This window comes from Bacteroides caecigallinarum (genome assembly GCF_016902295.1).
In the GTDB taxonomy this organism is placed as follows: Bacteria; Bacteroidota; Bacteroidia; order Bacteroidales; family Bacteroidaceae; genus Phocaeicola; species Phocaeicola caecigallinarum_A.
The window spans coordinates 1-20,390 of sequence record NZ_JACJLQ010000038.1 but is presented as its reverse complement, the minus strand read 5'-3'; the positions used below and the strand labels follow the sequence as shown (position 1 = coordinate 20,390).

At 38.7% G+C, this 20,390-nt stretch carries 15 protein-coding genes; 13 read left to right on the top strand and 2 right to left on the bottom strand.

Annotated features, from left to right (window positions below; genetic code table 11):
* Positions 1-242: 242 nt before the first annotated feature.
* The 11 genes from H6A27_RS11755 (at position 243) to H6A27_RS11705 (ending at position 17,965) form a co-directional block, all read left to right on the top strand.
* On the top strand, positions 243-3,158 hold the full coding sequence (locus H6A27_RS11755; RefSeq protein ID WP_420867858.1) for a SusC/RagA family TonB-linked outer membrane protein: 2,916 nt from the start codon (positions 243-245) through the stop codon (positions 3,156-3,158).
* A gap of 12 nt (positions 3,159-3,170) precedes the next feature.
* The gene (locus H6A27_RS11750) at positions 3,171-4,817 is read left to right on the top strand and encodes a RagB/SusD family nutrient uptake outer membrane protein (RefSeq protein WP_204508807.1); all 1,647 of its coding nucleotides are present in this window, start codon (positions 3,171-3,173) and stop codon (positions 4,815-4,817) included.
* 21 nt (positions 4,818-4,838) lie between these two features.
* A complete protein-coding gene (locus H6A27_RS11745; protein ID WP_204508806.1) occupies positions 4,839-5,537 on the top strand; it encodes a SusF/SusE family carbohydrate-binding protein in 699 nt (232 codons plus the stop codon).
* Between the two features lie 75 nt (positions 5,538-5,612).
* Entirely contained in the window at positions 5,613-7,919 is a 2,307-nt protein-coding gene (locus tag H6A27_RS11740; protein ID WP_204508805.1) for an alpha-amylase family glycosyl hydrolase, read from the top strand.
* Positions 7,920-7,936: 17 nt separating this feature from the next.
* Complete coding sequence (gene pulA / locus H6A27_RS11735; protein WP_338083603.1) at positions 7,937-9,931, top strand: type I pullulanase; 1,995 nt, start codon at positions 7,937-7,939, stop codon at positions 9,929-9,931.
* 9 nt (positions 9,932-9,940) lie between these two features.
* Entirely contained in the window at positions 9,941-12,091 is a 2,151-nt protein-coding gene (locus H6A27_RS11730; RefSeq protein ID WP_239469668.1) for an amylo-alpha-1,6-glucosidase, read from the top strand.
* Positions 12,092-12,224: 133 nt separating this feature from the next.
* A complete protein-coding gene (locus H6A27_RS11725) occupies positions 12,225-13,562 on the top strand; it encodes a hypothetical protein (protein ID WP_204404927.1) in 1,338 nt (445 codons plus the stop codon).
* Between the two features lie 232 nt (positions 13,563-13,794).
* A complete protein-coding gene (locus H6A27_RS11720; protein ID WP_204404926.1) occupies positions 13,795-14,682 on the top strand; it encodes an electron transfer flavoprotein subunit beta/FixA family protein in 888 nt (295 codons plus the stop codon).
* 42 nt (positions 14,683-14,724) lie between these two features.
* Entirely contained in the window at positions 14,725-15,744 is a 1,020-nt protein-coding gene (locus H6A27_RS11715) for an electron transfer flavoprotein subunit alpha/FixB family protein (RefSeq protein WP_204508803.1), read from the top strand.
* Positions 15,744-17,450 carry an acyl-CoA dehydrogenase family protein gene (locus tag H6A27_RS11710; protein WP_204508802.1) on the top strand — a complete coding sequence of 569 codons (1,707 nt, stop codon included), beginning with the start codon at positions 15,744-15,746 and terminating at the stop codon, positions 17,448-17,450. Before H6A27_RS11715 ends, H6A27_RS11710 begins: the two co-directional genes overlap by 1 nt.
* A 113-nt stretch (positions 17,451-17,563) precedes the next feature.
* A complete protein-coding gene (locus tag H6A27_RS11705) occupies positions 17,564-17,965 on the top strand; it encodes a BamJ family beta-barrel-assembly machinery protein (RefSeq protein WP_204508801.1) in 402 nt (133 codons plus the stop codon).
* A 5-nt stretch (positions 17,966-17,970) separates the two neighbouring features.
* On the opposite strand, the gene H6A27_RS11700 is transcribed toward H6A27_RS11705, so the two are convergent.
* Positions 17,971-18,366, bottom strand: coding sequence for a hypothetical protein (locus H6A27_RS11700; RefSeq protein ID WP_204508800.1), 396 nt, complete (start codon positions 18,364-18,366; stop codon positions 17,971-17,973).
* Entirely contained in the window at positions 18,366-18,917 is a 552-nt protein-coding gene (locus tag H6A27_RS11695; protein ID WP_204508799.1) for an RNA polymerase sigma factor, read from the bottom strand. The genes H6A27_RS11700 and H6A27_RS11695 overlap by 1 nt, the downstream gene beginning before the upstream one ends.
* Positions 18,918-19,051: 134 nt before the next feature.
* Between H6A27_RS11695 and H6A27_RS11690 the strand changes: the two genes are divergently transcribed.
* Complete coding sequence (locus tag H6A27_RS11690; protein WP_204404920.1) at positions 19,052-19,444, top strand: DUF6249 domain-containing protein; 393 nt, start codon at positions 19,052-19,054, stop codon at positions 19,442-19,444.
* 91 nt (positions 19,445-19,535) lie between these two features.
* Positions 19,536-19,721, top strand: a complete 186-nt coding sequence (locus H6A27_RS11685; RefSeq protein WP_154043850.1) for a type II toxin-antitoxin system HicB family antitoxin — start codon at positions 19,536-19,538, stop codon at positions 19,719-19,721.
* Positions 19,722-20,390 lie beyond the last annotated feature (669 nt).

Sequence of the window (20,390 nt, the reverse complement as noted above, 5' to 3'; positions counted from 1 at the left end):
CATACAAAATCTGAATAATATATTTTTGAAGGTAAAAACTAGGTTTATACAGTTACTTAAAGGTAGGAACAGCCTGTTAGGTATTGTAAAATCAAAATATGAAAGATGTTTTATTAGGGTAGAAAGTAAGTTTTCAATAGGTATATTTTATTTAGGCTATTTATTAACACTTAATTAAATAACAAATGAAAAGTAAAATCTTAAATTCTAATGGAAAATTCCTGCTATTATGTTTGGTAGGAATGCTGATGGCTGTACAAGGCTTTGCACAAGCAATAACAGTCAAAGGTGTCGTGAAAGACAAAACTGGAGAACCCGTAATTGGTGCAAATGTTGTTGTGAAGGGTACAACTAATGGCTGTATTACTGATTTCGACGGAAACTTTAGTTTAGAAGCTAGCCAAGGAGATATACTTGTTGTATCTTTTGTCGGCTATCAATCACAAGAACTTCCTGCAAGTACGGATATGCAAATTGTTTTAAAGGAAGATGCAGAATTGCTTGATGATGTAATTGTAATTGGTTATGCAACAGGAAGCCAACGTACGGTATCTGGAGCAATTAAGCGTGTTGGTCGTGAAGAAATGAATGCAGGTGTTGTTACAAATCCTCTACAAGCTATTAAAGGTAAAATTGCTGGTGTAAATATTGCAAAAACCGGTGGTGACCCAACAGCTTCTGCTTCTATTCGTGTGCGTGGTACAACCTCTCTTTCCGGAGGTAATGATCCGCTTGTTATTATAGATGGGGTTTTTGGAGATTTGTCTATGCTTAATGCTATATCTCCTGCTGATATAGAGAGCTTTACAGTCCTTAAAGATGCTTCAGAAACAGCGCAGTATGGTTCTAGAGGTGCAAGTGGAGTTATTGTTGTAACTACAATAAAAGGTAAAAATGGAACTAAAACATTGAGTTATGACGGTAGTTTCGGTATAGAGACTGTATATAAGAACTTAGAGATGCTTGATGCAAACGCATACCGTCAAATTGTTGCTGATAGAGGTTATGCCAATGCTCTTGATATGGGATATAATACTAACTTTATTGAGGCAATGCAACAGACTGGATATACTCAAAATCATAGATTATCGTTTGGTGCAGGAACAGAATCATCTAATTATCGCGCTTCTATAGGTGTCATAGATCAAAAGGGTATTATTCTTGATAACTATATGAGAAACTATACTGCAAAACTTGATGCTTCCCAGACAATGTTCAACGATAGAGTTAAGATTGATTTTGGTATGTTTGCTTCTAAAGTAGATAAAAGATATGTGAACGATTATCAGAAGACTTTCTATTCTGCAGCTTCATTCAATCCTACTTTCCCTGATTTTCCTAATGAAGATGGAACATGGCCGGAAGATCCTAATGCGAACGAAACTCAAAACCCTCTTGGCCGACTTACTATAAAAGATGTAGAATCAAACAGCTATATAAATGCTAATGCCAGGATAACATGGACTGTTATAGATGGACTTAAATTGAGTGCTTTTGGATCTTATACCTATAATGTTAAGGAAAATTCAAAATATACTCCTACAAATATTAAGGCTGGTATGGGACAAAACGGTATAGCCGAGAAATATGACAACAAGAGTGGAGTCCTTTTGGGTAACTTTACTGCAAATTATAAAAAGGCATTTGGAAAACACTATATTGATATTCTTGGATTATCTGAATTACAGAAGTATACATATTCTGGTTTCAACGCAAAGGCTAAACAGTTTGGAACAAATTTCTTCGAATATAATAATCTTGGAGCTGGTGCGGAAGTCAAATATGGTGATGTCGGTTCTTTCTTGAACGGATATTCATTGGCTTCATTCATGGGACGTTTTAACTATAGTTACGCTGACAAGTATATTGCTACTGTTAATATGCGTGCTGACGGTTCTTCAAAATTAGGAGCAAACAACAAATGGGGTTTCTTCCCATCTGCGTCTCTTGCTTGGGTTCTTAAAGAGGAAGCTTTTCTTAAGAATGTTGATGTAGTCAGCAATTTAAAGATAAGGACTGGTTATGGTCTTACAGGTAACCAAGATGCAATCAGTGCATATAACTCATTAAGACTTATGAGTCCTACAGGTGTTACAACTATTAATGGCAAACCTGTAACAACATATGGAATTAATAGAAATGAGAATCCTGATCTTAAGTGGGAGGTTAAGAGAATGTTTGATGTAGGTATTGATGCAGGATTTTTCGAAGACAGACTAACAGCGACATTGGATTATTACTACTCAAAGACTAGTGATTTGCTTTATAATTATGCTGTTCCTGTTCCTCCATTTGCATTTAATACATTGCTTGCAAATCTTGGAGAAATGGAAAATACAGGAGTTGAAGTTGCAATTTCAGGAACTCCTTTAAAGAATAAGGATATGGAATTGAATATATCTGCCAACTTCTCATGGCAAAAAAATAAATTGCTTTCATTAAGTGGAACTTATATGGGACAAGAACTGAATGCTAAGGAATTTATGAATTTAGGAGGAATGAATGGAGCTGGATTTATTGGTGGTAATAACCAGATTATTTACCAAATGGTAGGGCAACCTCTAGGTGTATTCTATTTACCAAAATGTGATGGAATTATTGATATGAAAGGTAATGGCGAATATACATATCATATTCTTGATATTGATGGTCAGGAAGGTATTGATCTGTCTGATGGAAAAGACCGTTATATTGCAGGTCAGGCAATTCCAAAGTTCTATTTAGGTGGTAATGTAAACTTCAGATATAAACAATTTGATATTCAGGCACAATTTAGTGGTGCTTTTGGACATAAGATTTATAATGGAACATCTTTGTCATATATGAATATGAGTCTGTTCCCTACATATAATGTGCTTACTGATGCTCCTAGGTTGAATATCCATGATCAGACTGTAACTGATTATTGGTTGGAAAGAGGTGATTATTTACATATCGACTATGTAACTTTAGGATGGAATCTGAACACTCAGAATTTGAAAAATATAAATTCTTTAAGAGTTACATTCTCTGTAAACAATCTGTTTACATTTACAAACTATTCCGGATTATCTCCGATGATTAATAGTTCTACAGTTTCAAGTAGTTTGGGTATCGATGATAAACAGTTCTATCCTCTTACTCGTACTTATTCACTTGGATTAAGTGTTAATTTTTAAATTGAATGAATTATGAAAAGAAATATTTTATATAGTATTACTATGGCTGCATTCTTGGGATTAAGCAGCTGCGCTTCGTTTTTGGAAGAGAATCCTAAAGATCAGATGCCTGAAAATGAAGCATACAAGAATCCTCAAATGATTTATCTGAATACTGTTGCAAACTTATACACAATGATAGGTGGCGACGGTGGAGGTAAAGGATTAGCCGGAACAGACCGTGGACTATACGATCTTAATACTTTTACAGCTGATGAAGCTATTCTTCCTACAAGAGGTGGCGACTGGGATGATGGTGGTCTGTGGAGAAATCTGTTTACTCATAATTGGGGTGAAAATAATGACCTTATTATTGCAACTTGGGATTATCTATATGGATTTATAGTTCAATGTAATCAGTCAATTGACAAGTTGGAGAGTTTAAAAGAAGCAGATCCAAGTAACCAATATTATGAAGTCTATCAATCTGAAGTAAGAGCTTTGCGAGCTATGTATTACTTCTATCTGTTGGATATGTATGCGAGAGTACCTATTGTAGAGTCTTCATTAACTCAGATGAAGGATGTAAAACAAGCTACACGTACTGAGGTATTTAACTTTGTAAAAAAAGAATTGGAAGAATCCATTCCACTATTAGAGGATGAAAAGAGTGCAGATCCGGGAGAATATTATGGTAGAATGACGAAGGCTGCTGCATATTTCCTCATGGCTAAGCTTGCTTTAAATGCTGAAGTTTATACCGATGATGACTGGACAGACAATGTACGTCCTGATGGAAAGAATATTAAATTCAAGGTTGGTGATACAGAAATGAATTGTTGGGAAGCTGTTGTTGCTTACTCTGATTTAATAACAAATTCTGGATACGCATTAAACCAAGGGACAGATGGATTCCTTTCAAATTTTGCAGTAAATAATGAAGGTTCACAGGAAAATATATTTGTAATCCCAATGGATCCGTCGTTATATAAAGCAAGAAATATGTATTTGGTCCGTTCAAGACATTATGATGTAGGTAAGGCTTATGGATTTGGTAATGGAGGATGGAACGGATCGTCTGCGACAATTGAAGCTATGAATGCATTTGGTTATGGAACGGCTAATCCTGATCCAAGACTTGACTTGACATATTATACAGGAAAGGTGAAAGGTCCGGATGGTAAGTATGTTATTCTTAGCGAGACTGGAGAAGAACTTGAATATCTGCCAATGGCTGTAAAATTAATGTTTGATAAGAGTGACACATCAATGAAAATGGCAGGCGCACGTATGTATAAATATGAAGCAGATGCTACTGCTACTGAAGATGGCCAATGCCCTCATAACGATTGGGTTCTTTTCAGATATGCGGATGTATTATTAATGAGAGCTGAAGCATTGATTCGTGATGGTAAGAATGGACAGGCTGACCTTGATCAGGTGAGAAATAGAGTTGGAGCACCTCAAGTTACTGCGACATTAGATAATATTCTGAAAGAAAGATTGTTGGAATTAGCATGGGAAGGATGGAGAAGACAAGATTTGATTAGATTCAAGAAATTCAATGATGCAATAACAGACAGACCTAAGACTGAAGCTTATTTGCAAGTATTCCCAATCCATACAAATACATTAGCTGTTAATACTAACCTTTCTCAAAATCCAGGTTATAAGAAATAACAAACTTAAAAAATGATTTATATGAAAACTATAAAATATTTAATAGCATTTGCTTTATTCATCATGCTTGGAACAAGTTGCCAGGATAATGAAAACTGGAGAATCATTCCATATGAACCAGAACCTACTGAGCCAATTGAAGGTCCGGAGTTTTTACGTATAGCAGGAAATCATCAAAGTTGGAATCCTGGGGCAGAGGTGATAGGTAAGCTTTATCCGGTTGATGCTGATGGAAATTATGCGGGTTATGCATATTTGGACGGTGAGTTCAAATTTACTTCTCAAAATAACTGGGACGGTTCCAATTATGGTTCAGGTGATGCCGAAGGTAGTTTATCCACAGATGCTCAAGCCGGTAATCTAACGAAGGATAAAGGGTATTATTATATAACAGTTAATATTAAGGATTTAACTTATAAAGCTGATTTACGGAACTTTGGTGTTATAGGTAGTGCTACATCTGGAGGTTGGAATGATGATACTGATTTAGTTTATGACCCTAGTGATCTTAAATTGAAAGTAACAACAACATTAACAGATGGAGAAATTAAATTTAGAGCTAATGATGCTTGGGATGTAGAGTTTGGTGATTTTGGAGCAGGGGAAAAAGAAGGAGAATTAGCTGCTAAAGGCGGTAATATTCCTGTTAGTGCTGGAGACTATCAGATTGTTGTTGATTTGTCAAATCCAAGCTACACTTATGAACTCATTAAGCAGTAAATAAGTTTTTAGATAAGTATTTGTAAATAAAGTGTGCTGGGATATTGATTCTCAGTACACTTTTTGTTTTTAGTTATGAAAAAGAATATTTTATTACAATTAATACTCTGTTTAATTATTTCATCATGTACAGAAAACAATTCAGATGTAAAATCGGAGGATTATATTGAAGGACTCACCTGGCTACCTGAAAATCCTGATGCTGATTCTGAACTTACTATTAATTTTAAGGCTCCTGTAAAATCAAAGCTTTACGGATATACTGGCGATGTTTATATTCACACCGGAGTTATTACTGAGGGTGTATGGGCTTTTGTTCCTGCCGAATGGAACGAGAACATTGCCAAATGTAAAATGACGAAGAAGGAAGATAATTGCTGGTCTATCTCTCTTACTCCGTCTGTAAGAGAATGGTTTGCTTCGGGTGAGACTGCTATCAATAAACTTGGTATAGTAATACGTAGTTCCGATGGTAGCAAGAAAGGAATTGAGGAAGACTCTTTTATTGAGGTAACCGATAATAAATACACAGCTTTCCAACCTGCTCCTATAATTGAGCAGACTATACCGGCAGGGACGGTAGAAGGTATAAACATTTCAAGTGGAAGCAGTGTGACTTTTGCTTTCTATGATAAGGATAAGAATGGAAATCATAAAGATTTTGCATACATATTAGGTGATTTCAATAACTGGACATTAGCCAATGACGGCACTTCTCAAATGTATAGGGATAATTCTGCCGGATGCTGGTGGATAACTGTTGAAAATCTGGACCCGGCAAAGGAATATCGCTTTCAATATTATACAGGAACTAAAGACGGCGATGTAATCAGACTGGCCGATGCTTATTCCGAGAAGATTCTTGACCCTGATAATGATAAGTATATACCAGAATCAACATATCCTTCGTCTGAAATGGTTTATCCGGAGAAAGGTATAGGAATAGTTTCTACATTCAAGATTAATAAGGATGAATATTCATGGAAAAATAATGATTTCAAAATAAAGGACAGGGACAATCTCCTTATATATGAATTGCATCTCAGAGACTTTACCTCAACATCCGATCTTAATGGTGCGATTAGCAAACTTGACTATCTGGAAGATCTTGGAATAAATGCCATAGAATTGATGCCTGTACAGGAATTCGATGGTAATGACAGTTGGGGGTATAACCCATGCTTCTTCTTTGCTATGGACAAGGCGTACGGAACCAGGGAAATGTATAAGAGATTTATTGATGAATGCCACTCCAGAGGAATAGCTGTTATCTTCGATGTGGTTTATAATCACGCTACGGGAGCACATCCATTTGCGAAACTTTATTGGGACAGTAAGAATAACAAGACTGCAGCCAACAATCCGTGGTTTAATGTTGACGCACCTCATCCTTATAGTGTATTCCATGATTTCAACCATGAATCTGAGCTCGTGAAGACTTTCGTAAAACGAAATCTCAAATTCTTGCTTGATGAATATAAGATAGATGGATTCCGTTTTGACCTTACAAAAGGTTTCACTCAGCGACAGTGTAATGAAAGTACCGCATCTGATTATGATGATAATCGTATTGCCGTTCTGAAAGAGTATTATGATGCCATCCATGAGGCAAACGAAAATGCGATTGTCATATTGGAACATTTCTGTTGCGATGAAGAGGAAAAGGAACTTGCCAATTATGGTCTCAAACTATGGAGAAATGGCAATTATGCATATTGCCAGTCTGGTATGGGATGGAGTGAAGGCAGTGGTTTTGAGAGTATATATACAGGAACTAATGGCATGAGGTTCGGTGGTTATATAAGTTTTATGGAGAGCCACGATGAAGAACGTACCGCTTTTAAGGCAAAGGAGTACGGTAATGGTGACTTAAAGACTAATCTGGCAAACCGAATGAAAAGTATGGCTACAAATACGGCTTTCTTCCTTACTGTGCCCGGACCGAAGATGATATGGCAGTTCGGTGAAATGGGATACGATGTCTCTATTGAGGAGAATGGTCGTACGGGACGTAAGCCTTTGCATTGGGAGTATCTTAATGATCAATATAGAAAGAATCTTGTCGATACTTATACAATGTTGCTTAAACTTAGAAGTACATTACCACAACTTTTTTCTTCTGATGCGACATTCAGATGGGAAGTTTCTGAAAGTTATTGGGAAGGATGTCGTAATATTTCAATTGAAAGTATAGACGGAAAGAAACTTTTTATTGTTGGTAATTTTACTACAGAAGAACAGATTTCTTCTGCTAAGGTTCCTACAGGATGGGGAGAATATTATAACTTTATTAGCACAGAACAGTTAAGTGATGTTGCTGGTAAAAACACTAATATAGATCCGCATGATTTCATTATATATTCTAATTTTCTGATGAATTAATTTAAGATAATATCATGATAAAACTAAAACAATTGATGACATTACCACTGATAGTAACTACTATAGGTTGTGGAGAAACTAATAAGTTTGAGTCGTATGCGGACTATCCATCTTTCACTTCAGATTGGACTGAGATGGTATATACTCCGGAGTCAACAAACTTTATGTTATGGGCGCCTACCGCCGAGGCTGTAAGAATAAATATATTTGATGAAGGTATAGACAGTCAGGCAGTAAGGACTGTTACTATGCGCCGAGGCGAAAACGGACAGTGGAGTGCTAATGTGAACGAAGATTTGAACGGCAAATTTTATACTTTCAATGTTTGTGTTGATGGAAAATGGCTTGATGATACACCGGGAGTTATGGCTAAGGCAGTAGGAGTAAACGGAAAGAGGGCTGCAATTATAAATCTTGATGATACCGATCCTGAAGGATGGAATGAGGATAAACGTCCGGAACTGAAGAGTTTCAATGACATTATTCTGTATGAAATGCATCATCGCGATTTCTCTATGGACAGCCTTTCGGGAATAGAGCATAGAGGAAAATTCCTTGCGCTTACGGAAGAAGGTACCAAAAACATTTATGGACAGACTACTGGTATTGACCATCTGAAGGAGCTCGGTGTCACTCATGTTCATATTCTTCCGTCATACGATTATGCGTCTGTAGATGAAACTAAGCTTGATACACCTCAGTATAATTGGGGATATGACCCTCAGAACTATAATGTGCCCGATGGCTCTTATTCTACAGATCCGTATAAACCTGAAGTCAGGATACGTGAGTTCAAACAGATGGTGCAGTCACTTCATAAGGCTGGTATAAGAGTGATTATGGATGTGGTTTATAATCATACATTCAATACCGATGACAGTAATTTTGAATTGACAGTTCCCGGATATTTCTATCGTCAGAATGAGGATGGAACATTTGCCAACGGCTCAGGCTGTGGAAACGAGACTGCAAGCGACCGTGAGATGGTGCGCCGTTATATCGTGGAATCTGTAAAACATTGGGTGAACGAATACCATGTCGATGGTTTCCGTTTCGACCTTATGGGGATACACGATATGGAGACTATGAAGGCTATCCGTGCAGAGCTTGACAAGATTGATCCTACTATTTTCATTTATGGTGAAGGATGGGCTGCTGCCGCTCCGAAATATCCTAAAGAGAAACTGGCTATGAAGGTCAATACATGGCAGATGCCTGGCATTGCTGCATTCAGCGATGAGTTCCGCGACAGCTTGCGTGGCTCGTGGAGTGATGATACAAAAGGCGCTTTTGTTACTGAAGGAAAAGGATATGAGTCGGGTGTAATGTTCGGTATCGCTGCTGCGCTTCCTCATCCGCAGCTGAAAAAGGCATTGAAGGACTATCCGGCTTCATGGACTGCACAGCCATCGCAGATGATTAGCTACATTAGCTGTCATGACGACCATTGCATAGGCGACCGTCTTCTCATTACGGCACCAAAAGCTGATACAAAACAGCGTATGCGTTTATTGAAGTTGGCTGAGACAGCAGTATTTACTTCACAGGGTGTTCCTTTTATCTTTACAGGCGATGAACTTATGCGCGATAAAAAAGGCGTAAAGAATTCTTTCAACAGCCCTGATTCAATCAATGTGATAGACTGGCGTCTGAAAAAAGAGCATAATGATTCGTATGAATATATAAGAGGACTTATCGCTCTTCGTAAGGCTCATCCGGCATTCCGTCTTGGTGATGCTGAAAAGGTGTATGAACATCTTGAGTTCATAAATCCAGGAAGTAAGGGTGTAGTGGCATTCCGTATTAAGGGACAGCCTGAAGGTGAGGTCTGGAAAGATATAACAGTAATTCTTAACGCGAAAGACGAGAATGTAAGTGTTGAAGTCCCGGAAGGAACATACAGAATAGTATGTTATGACGGAAAAATTTCACCAGAAAAAGGATTGAAGGACACTAAGGGAAAAACTCTTGTTGCCGCTCCTAAATCGGCTACTATCGCTTATATAAAATAAGGCATGGATATGAATAGATTTTTCAACAAAAGCTTATTGGTTGTTGCGGGCATGTCGTTAGTCATGTCTGCATGTACTGAAACTGCTGAAAGAGTTTCACGTTTGGATTCTTTGGGAATAGCGGTAACTCCTGCCGAAAACCGGGAATATTCTTTCACTGATAAGAAGTCTGGATTCTGGTATGGCACAACACATCAGGACTCGGTCTTTTTCTGGTCAGGATGGAATATTTCCAAGAAACGCATTTTTTCTGACTATCAGTTGAGTGTGGACGGAAAGACTTTAAAAAGAAAAAGTGCTACTTGTATCATGTATCCTCACAAGCTTGTCCGCCAATGGGATAACGCTACAGAAACTTTATGTCTTGTCGATAATTACCCTATACTGTATATAGGTATGGATGATATCAAGGGAGACAGTATAGGGATTTTTCTGAACGAAGATTTGTTGTCCGATTGTCAGAAAGGTAAGACCGGTGTTTTTTATACTCCAAAAGAGGACGAAGCTAACAGGATTCTTTTGTCGCCTGCTGTAGATAATGGATTTATCATTACCGGAAATGTGATAAAGACCCCTGCAGCTTCTGAAGGTTTCATTATTACATACGGGACTTCTGAAGAATGCGAAGCTTTGTTACAGGAATTTCGTAGTAATGGAGATGTATTGTTGAAGGAACGTGCAGAAAGAATGAATTCGCTAATTACAGAATATAATCCTGTATCATCAAATATGGAAGAGTTGGACAAAGCTTTGAACTGGCTTACACTGACTACCGACGAACTTGTAACCGAACAGCAGGGTAAGGGTATCTATGCAGGATTGCCGTGGTTCAATGAATATTGGGGACGCGACATGTTTATTTCAATGCCCGGAGCATGTCTGGTAAGCGGCCAGTTTGATGTGGCGAAACAGATATTGCTGGATTTTGCCAAGTTCCAGGACACTGACCCAAATTCTCCTACATACGGAAGGATACCTAACAGAGCAAATCCCGAAGGTATATTATATAATACTACAGATGGAACTCCACGTTTCGTAATACAGGCGTTTGAGCTGTTGGAATATTCCGGCGATACAGCTTTTGCTGGAGATATTTATCCTGCGGTAAAGTTGAGCATTGATGCCTCATGTATAAATTTTACTGATGACAGAGGATATCTTACACATGCCGACGCGGATACATGGATGGATGTGAAACGTAACGGAATACCTGGTTCTCCACGAGGAAACCGTGCCAATGACATTCAGGCTCTATGGTACGGACAACTGGAAGCCGGAAGCAGACTTGCCGAACTGGTAGGGGACAAGGAGTCGGCTGAAAGATGGCTCAGACTGGCAGACAAGGTAAGAAACAATTTCGAGCATGATTACTGCGACAAGGAGGGTAACATGGTTTACGACCATCTTAACACTGACGGAACTCCGGACACTCAGTTCCGCCCGAACCAGTTGTATTGTTTTGACATGATAGGCGATGAAGAGTTCAAGAAGAAGGTAACACGTCGCTGCTGGGAAGAACTGACATATCCGTGGGGAGTCGCTTCTCTTGCACAGTGGGATTCTCAGTTTCATCCACAACATGAAAACTGGCATTACTATCATAAGGACGATGCTTACCATAACGGAACGGTATGGCTTTGGAATAACGGTATAGCCATGCAGAGGATGATAGAATATGGTCAGGTTGAGGCTGCCTGGCAGCTGTTCCAGAATATGAACCGTCAGGCACTTGTGGAAGGAGCTGTTGGAAGTCTTAGCGAGAATGCCGATGCCCATCCGCGTGAGGGAAAAACGTGGGTAAACCGTTCGGGCACATTCCTCCAGGCATGGAGTAATGCCGAGCATCTAAGAGTGTGGTATCAGTATTTCCTTGGAATACGTCCTGACATGATGAACCGTGTGATAACTATAGAGCCTAAGTTGCCTAAGGAGATTACAAGTATTGAGACCAGTGTAAAGATAGGTAAGGGAACACTTTCATATACATATCGTGACGAAAAGTTCAGTTTCAATCTGAGTGGTGACGATGCGGAAATCAGATTTATAGAACCTGAAGAAGTTAATGATTCTGTCTTTAATGATGTAGAGTTCTGCTCTCCTTCACCTTTGCCGCATTATCCGTGCTTTGATATATATTATGAACCGGCATTGACCTATTGATTGCATTACGAAATGAAATATAAAGCTATATACCGTTATTTAGATGGCGGTATATAGCTTTTTTTTATAATTTTTTGTGGTATATAATTTATTATATTCAGTTATATAAAAGTAATCATTAAATTCTTTCTCTATGAAAACATACATATTCATGCTTTTTATTATCTCTATTTTTTCATCATGTAGCCAATATGCCATAAATGAAGATGAGTCCGGTGAGACCGACCGCATAAACCTATATATGAAATTTCAGAAAAATGCCGGAGGTGAGGCTTTTGATTTGGAATATCCTGTCGTAATATATAGCGTAGATAAGGAAAATTCTGCGGTGACTGAGTTTTGGTATAACGATGGTGATGCTGTTACTGCGTCATTATCCAAAGGAGAATATTCCATAAATGCCTTTCTTGGAATGAACGATGCCTGTTTTATAAAAACTAACGATATTACAGGCAAGCCCATGATTGCTGTCAATGGTAACGGTGTGTCCGACAGGCCACTTATGGCGGCACATGCTTCGATAAATCTGAACAAGCAGACAGAGATAAACTTTATTCCGGCCTATGTAATGTCGTCATTAGAGTTTGAGTTTAGTAATATCCCTTCCGAAGTAAAGAATATTGATGTTAAGATATACCCTGTAAGTTGTGGATATAATATCGAAGGAGGCTTTTCTGATAGAAAGGAAATGGCATATATTGAGTGTAGGCATGACGATGAGAAATGGACATCATGTCAGAAGTTTATATTTCCGGTTCAGGGAGAAAAAACGAGTGTAACAGTAAGTATTGATTATGGTGATGAGGTGAAGGACTATCTATATACATTTTCCGGAGGTTTGAAGTTAGGTCAGCCTTATCGTTTTACCGGAGGATATGATGATAATCTGAGTCTGAACGGTGAATTTCAGTTTAGCGGATGGAAAGAAGAGGAAGAAATATTTATGGATTTCGATGGTGGATCTGATGATGATATTACCGTCGATGAAGGTGATGAATCTGGGGATAATGCTTCCGGCGAGAATGGAGATTTGGTCTATGTTGAGTCTATGCCGACGGTAAATACTGTATGGAGAGATTTTTATTTGTGGAAACTGGAGGACACAGGAGCAGGTGAGGCGTTGGCTACAATCATATCTCCAGACCAATGGTTCCAGATTTATGCGGAAGGCGAGGCAAAGGAAATACTTAACGGATATGAGATTGATGGCATTTCCGGATGGAGAACTTTCACCAGAGAAGAAGCCGAAGAGTTTTATAAAGAGTTTTCAGCCGAACTTGACGAGTTGAATAATTTATTGGAAAGAAATGGTCATAATATTTTTTATACAGATGATTCCCGTAGATATTTGTGCGAAGATGGAGATTATACATTTGGACTTTATGGAAAACTTAACTTCTATAAGGCAGGAAAAACTGTGAAATATTATCTTAGACCGGTCAAAAAAGTCAGTCTTAGAATTAAAGACTAAATAGCATAAACAGACAACTAAATTCAGTACACTTCAGGGCTGCACGGGCTTTTTAAAAAACATGGCGGCGTTTTAATTAAAACGTGGCGGTGTTTGATATAAAACGTCACCGTGTTTTCCCTTTGCTCATTTCTACTCATTATGTGCATATTTTGCGGCATTTCGTTTTGTAGTATAAATGCTTTCATTAAATTTGCCGTCAGAAATTACTAATACCAAAATATTTTATCTAATGAGTTTAAAAATTGTAGTATTGGCTAAACAAGTTCCTGATACTCGGTGTGTTGGGAAAGATGCCATGAACGCAGACGGTACAATTAACCGCTCTGCTCTTCCGGCAATTTTCAATCCGGAAGACTTGAATGCCTTGGAGCAGGCTCTCAGACTGAAAGATGCTCATCCAGGCTCTACTGTAACTATGTTGACTATGGGACCTGGCCGTGCTGCCGAAATTATCCGTGAAGGTCTTTATAGAGGTGCAGACAACGGATATCTGCTTACTGACCGCGCTTTTGCCGGTGCTGATACTTTGGCTACTTCATACGCCCTTGCCACTGCTATCCGCAAAATTGGTGAGTATGACATCATTGTAGGTGGTCGTCAGGCTATCGATGGTGATACTGCTCAGGTTGGTCCTCAAGTAGCTGAAAAACTTGGATTGCCTCAGATTACTTACGTTGAGGAAATTCAGGAAGTAAAGGATGGACGTATCCGTGTGAAACGCCACATAGACGGTGGTGTGGAAACAGTGGAAGGTCCGTTGCCTATAGTACTGACAGTAAACGGTAGTGCCGCTCCTTGCCGTCCACGCAATGCAAAACTGGTACAGAAATACAAACGTGCCCTTGGCGCACAGGAAAAAGCTGCTATCACAAAAGATGGTGCTGAACTTCCATACGCTTCGCTTTACGAAAGCCGTCCATATCTGAATATCACTGAGTGGACTGTTGCTGACGTAAACGGTGACACTAAGCAATGTGGTTTGTCAGGCTCTCCTACTAAGGTGAAGAAAATTGAAAACATTATCTTCCAGGCTAAGGAAAGCAAGACTATCACAGGTAGTGATGCTGATGTAGAAAACCTTATTGTTGAACTTTTGGCTAACCACACTATTGGTTGAGTTTTGATTTAAACTCAAAAACTTAAAAACTTAAAAACTAATATGAATAACGTATTTGTATATTGTGAGATGGAAGGCAGCCATGTTGCCGATGTAAGTCTCGAACTTTTGACTAAAGGTCGTAAGTTAGCCAATGAGTTGGGATGCCAGCTTGAAGCTATTTGTGCCGGAAGCGACCTTGCTGATGTAGAAAAACAAGTTTTGCCGTATGGAGTTGACCGTGTTCACGTGTTTGATGCTCCGGGGCTGTTCCCTTATACTTCTCTTCCTCATTCATCTATTCTTGTAAATCTTTTCAAGCAGGAAAAACCACAGATCTGTCTTATGGGTGCTACCGTTATCGGTCGTGACCTCGGTCCTCGTGTCTCTTCTGCATTGACAAGCGGTCTGACTGCCGACTGTACTCAGCTTGAAATCGGTAGCCATGAAGACAAGAAGAATGGTGTGACATACGAAAATCTGCTTTATCAGATTCGTCCTGCTTTCGGTGGTAACATCGTTGCTACTATCATCAATCCTGAACATCGTCCTCAGATGGCTACAGTGCGTGAGGGTGTGATGAAGAAGGAAATCCTTGATGAAAACTATCAGGGTGAGGTTATTCGTCATGATGTGGCTAAGTTTGTTCCTGAAACAGACTATGTTGTTAAAGTTATCGACCGCCACGTGGAAAAAGCTAAACATAACCTGAAAGGTGCTCCTATTGTTATCGCAGGTGGTTACGGTATGGGTTCTAAGGAAGGTTTCGACATGTTGTTCGAACTTGCAAAGGAACTTCATGCTGAGGTTGGTGCTAGCCGTGCTGCTGTAGATGCCGGTTTCTGCGACCATGACCGCCAGATTGGCCAGACTGGTGTCACTGTTCATCCTAAATTGTATATCGCATGTGGTATCTCAGGACAGATTCAGCACATCGCAGGTATGCAGGACGCAGGTATCATCATCTCTGTAAACAACGATGAGAATGCTCCTATCAATGCGATAGCCGACTATGTGATTAACGGAACAGTGGAAGAAGTGATTCCGAAAATGATTAAGTATTATAAGAAAAACAGTAAATAATGGCAAACTTTTATACAGAACATCCGGAACTCAAGTTTCACTTGAACAATCCGTTGATGGAGCGTATCTGTCAGTTGAAAGAACGCGATTATAGAGATAAAGAAGAATACGACTATGCTCCGCAGGACTATGCTGATGCTGTCGATTCATATGATAAAGTGCTTGAAATCACAGGAGAAATAACAGGTGAGGTGATTGCTGCCAATGCTGAAGGCGTTGACGAAGAAGGTCCTCATTGCGCTAACGGGCGTGTGGAATATGCGTCTGGAACAAAAGCAAACCTTGACGCTATGGTTAAGGCCGGACTTAACGGTATGACTATGCCTCGCCGTTACGGTGGTCTTAATTTCCCTATCACTCCATATACTATGTGTGCGGAAATCGTTGCACAGGCTGATGCCGGTTTCGGTAATATCTGGTCTCTTCAGGACTGTATCGAGACTCTTTATGAGTTCGGAAATGAAGACCAGCACAGCCGTTTCATTCCTCGTATCTGTGCAGGTGAAACAATGTCTATGGACTTGACTGAGCCGGATGCAGGTTCTGACCTTCAGAGTGTGATGCTTAAAGCTACATACGATGAGGCTAACAACTGCTGGCGTCTGAACGGTGTTAAGCGTTTCATCACTAATGGTGATGCTCACTTGCACCTTGTGCTTGCACGTTCGGAAGAAGGTACTCACGATGGTCGTGGCCTTTCTATGTTTATCTACGACAAGAACGATGGTGGGGTAGATGTACGCCGTATAGAAAATAAGCTTGGTATCCACGGTTCTCCTACATGCGAACTTGTTTACAAGAATGCTAAAGCTGAACTTTGCGGTGAACGCAAGTTGGGACTTATCAAGTACGTTATGGCTCTTATGAACGGTGCCCGTTTAGGTATTGCCGCTCAGTCAGTAGGTTTGAGCCAGGCTGCATACGATGAGGCTTTGGCATACGCTAAAGACCGTAAGCAGTTCGGTAAGGCTATTATCGAATTCCCTGCAGTATATGATATGTTGGCTACTATCAAGGCTAAACTTGATGCAGGTCGCGCCCTTTTGTATCAGACTGCACGCTATGTAGATATCTACAAGGCACTTGATGATATTGCACGCGAACGCAAACTTACTCCTGAAGAACGCCAGGAACAGAAGAAATATGCTAAGTTGGCCGACAGCTTCACTCCTCTTGCCAAGGGTATGAACTCTGAATATGCCAACCAGAATGCTTACGACTGTATTCAGGTACACGGAGGTTCAGGTTTCATGATGGAATATGCTTGTCAGCGCATTTATCGTGATGCCCGTATCACAAGCATTTACGAAGGAACAACTCAGTTGCAGACAGTTGCAGCTATCCGTTATGTGACAAACGGTGCTTACGCAGCTACTCTTCATGAATATGAACTGATTCCTTGTGCTCCTGAATTCGAAGGCTATATGAACAGAATTAAGGACATGACCCGCAAACTTGAGGCTTGTACTAATGCTGTTAAGGAAGCGATGAACCAGGAACTGCTTGATTTTGTTGCACGTCGTCTGTACGAAATGTCTGCTGTGTGCGTAATGAGTCATCTGTTGCTGCAGGATGCTACTAAGGCTCCTGAACTGTTCGCTCAGTCTCTTAATGTATATGTTAACTATGCTGAGTCGGAAGTTGAAAAGCATTTCAATTTCATCCGTAAGTTCAGTGCTGAAGAACTCTTGAATTACAGAAAATAATATCTGAAAAATAAATAGTTTTCGGAGGACGGGATATTGACGTATCTTGTCCTCCGATTTTTTTGTTTTTACTTCTCTGTTTATATCTTTGTGCAGAACAAAAAAACGTATTTATGGCAAAAAAAGAAGAGTATAAGATAAAGAATCAGGAATATCTGAAGGAAATCTCTACTGAGGAAGGTGTGTTGGTACATCCTTCCGGCATACTTTATAAAGTTATCAACAGTGGTGATGGTAAGGTTTCGCCTGTTGACAGAAGTATAGTTACCGTGCATTACCGTGGAACACTTATCAACGGCAGGGAATTTGACAATTCGTGGAAGCGCAGTTGTCCTGAAGCTCTGAGACTGACGGATGTGATAGACGGTTGGCGTATAGCCTTGAAACTGATGCATGTGGGCGACAGATGGATGGTGTATATTCCATATAATCTTGGATATGGAACACGCACGTCAGGACCAATTCCGGGTTTCTCAACGCTTATCTTTGAAATAGAACTGTTGGGCATTGCTTGAAAAAGCTATCTTTTTAGTAGATACCCGAACTTTTTGCGAAGCCAGTAATTAAACCAGAATAATAATGGTAAAGTAATTAACATTGGCAGGTAGAACAATGTTTCAGATGGAATGGAAATATTTGATAATCGGTTTGTTATGTCTGCCAATTTTATGTTTGTATAATTTAGAATGATTAATATGCATGTTGCAACCATCAATAGTGATGTTATGATGATAGTAATGAATGTCCGTTTTTCGCGTCGTTTCTCCTGAAGTATGACCTTTTTGTTTATTTTTTCCATCATTTTATAACTGAAGTTGCTCGGCAGACGGAATTGTGGCTGCATACTGATGGCTTTTCTGATACATCTGTCTGTATTTTCGGCCTTGAGATTATCTGTATTTATAGTTTTTCCCATTATATTTCCTCCTCTTTCTTCATTAGAATATATAGTTTTTTTCTTATTCTGTGTAGTTTTACTTTTATAGAACTCTCTTTGGCATTCAGTATTTGCCCGATTTCCTGAATCGTTTTCTCCTGTTCGTAGAATAATGTAATCAAGCCTCTTTCGTCAGGTGGAAGCATAGAAAGTGTTTTCTGTAGTCTTTTGATGTTTTCTTCCGATTCGTCGTTCATTGTATCGTCAATTTCCGTATCGGATATTGTGTTCCATATATTTTCATCGTATACGTTCACCTCGGTTTCTTTTTTTCTGGTAAATGATATGGCTGTATTGTAGGCTATCCTGTAAAGCCATGTAGAGAAACTGCTTTTGGCATTGAAAGATGAGAGACTCTCAAAACATTTCATGAATGTGTCTTGTGTCAGTTCCTCGGCGTCATACTCACATCGAACTATACGGACAATAAGATTGAAAACTTGCTGCCCGTATGTGTCAAGAAAATATGCGAAATCGTCTGTCTTTCCTGACAATATTCTTTTTATGATATCTTGTTCGTCATTTTTCATTTGTCTATTTAGACGCATGAACTGCTGTTTGGTTACATCGGATATAATTTTTTATTTTTTTAGTGTAACCTTTTTGTTTATCTTTCGTCTAACATAGCAAAGGAACAAATTTTCAATATTAAAATATCGTATTTATGGAAGAATTAATGATTGTGGCTAATGTAGCCATCGTTTTCGGAACAATTTATAAGTTGTTCGAACTGTTTGTAGGAAAAAAAGAACGACAGATGTTGATAGACAAACTTTCTGAAAATTCATTGTCTGAAGGGAAATTTAAGGGATTTATTTCTTCATCTCCGTATTCTGCGCTTCGTATAGGAGGTCTTTTATTTGGTTTGGGATTCGGAATGTTGATGGGTTATATTATTATTAATAACTATTTCTCTCTATATTGGGAGGATGATGTTAATAGACAAGTAAGAGAAACAGCCTCGATTATATATGGTGCAAGTACTCTGTTTGGAGGTGGTTTAGGAGTTATAGTGGCATTTCTGATAGAAGTGTTTTGCACCAGAAACTCTAAGTGAATGTTTAATTCACATTATCGTAATCTCCTGTTATCCTGATTGTAATATTGTGAGGTTAACTTTGCGGTGTCTTAAAACAGGAGGACTGAATATGAATGAAGTTAATTATGTAATAGAAAGTTTACCAAATGGTGAGTTTTATGCTTACTTGCTTGATTATAATCAATGTTGTGCTTATGGCGAAACTGAAAATGAAGCTATAGAGAATCTTCAAGATATATCACATGATTTCTTTAATGAAATAAGTTCGGTTTTTACTCTTGAAGATATGGCATAGTATGCTATTAGAAAGTATAAGATTAATAAAAACACTCTCTTTCTTTCCTGAGGTCGTGTCTGTGTGATACAGGTATGGCCTTAATTTTTTTTATATATAATAATGTGTATAAATTCTATCGGTAGAAATACCTTTCAAAATCGATTAAATTCTATTTATCTCTTTTGCCTTGATTTGCAATGAATTACATTTGATTTGATATTTTTCTGAAAAAAGTTTGTTATAGGTATTGCAGGAATGAAAAAAGTGTGTACCTTTGCATCCGCTTTCGAGAGGGAGAGCAGTTAAGTTGATATACTGAAGATTGGTTGAGGAAATGTGAAAATCCTTTTTAGTATCTTACCTTGTTGTTGCAAGGGAGCGAGAAAGAAAGTTTAGATTTTCAGTCAAAAAAACTTTTTTTGAAAAAAAATATTCGAAAAAAGTTTGGCGGTTAGAAATAAATCCTTTACCTTTGTAATCACTTTCGCTTCCAGTCGGAAGTTAAGTTCTTTGAAAGATTTTAGATAAACAAACAGAATGTAGTACAAGCGTCACATTATAATAATGTAGTGTGATGAAAAAAAAGAATAAACCGTCAATTAAAATAATTACGGGATCCTGGACAGAGACAAAGACATATCCTTAACGGATATATAAAAATATTTTACAATGAAGAGTTTGATCCTG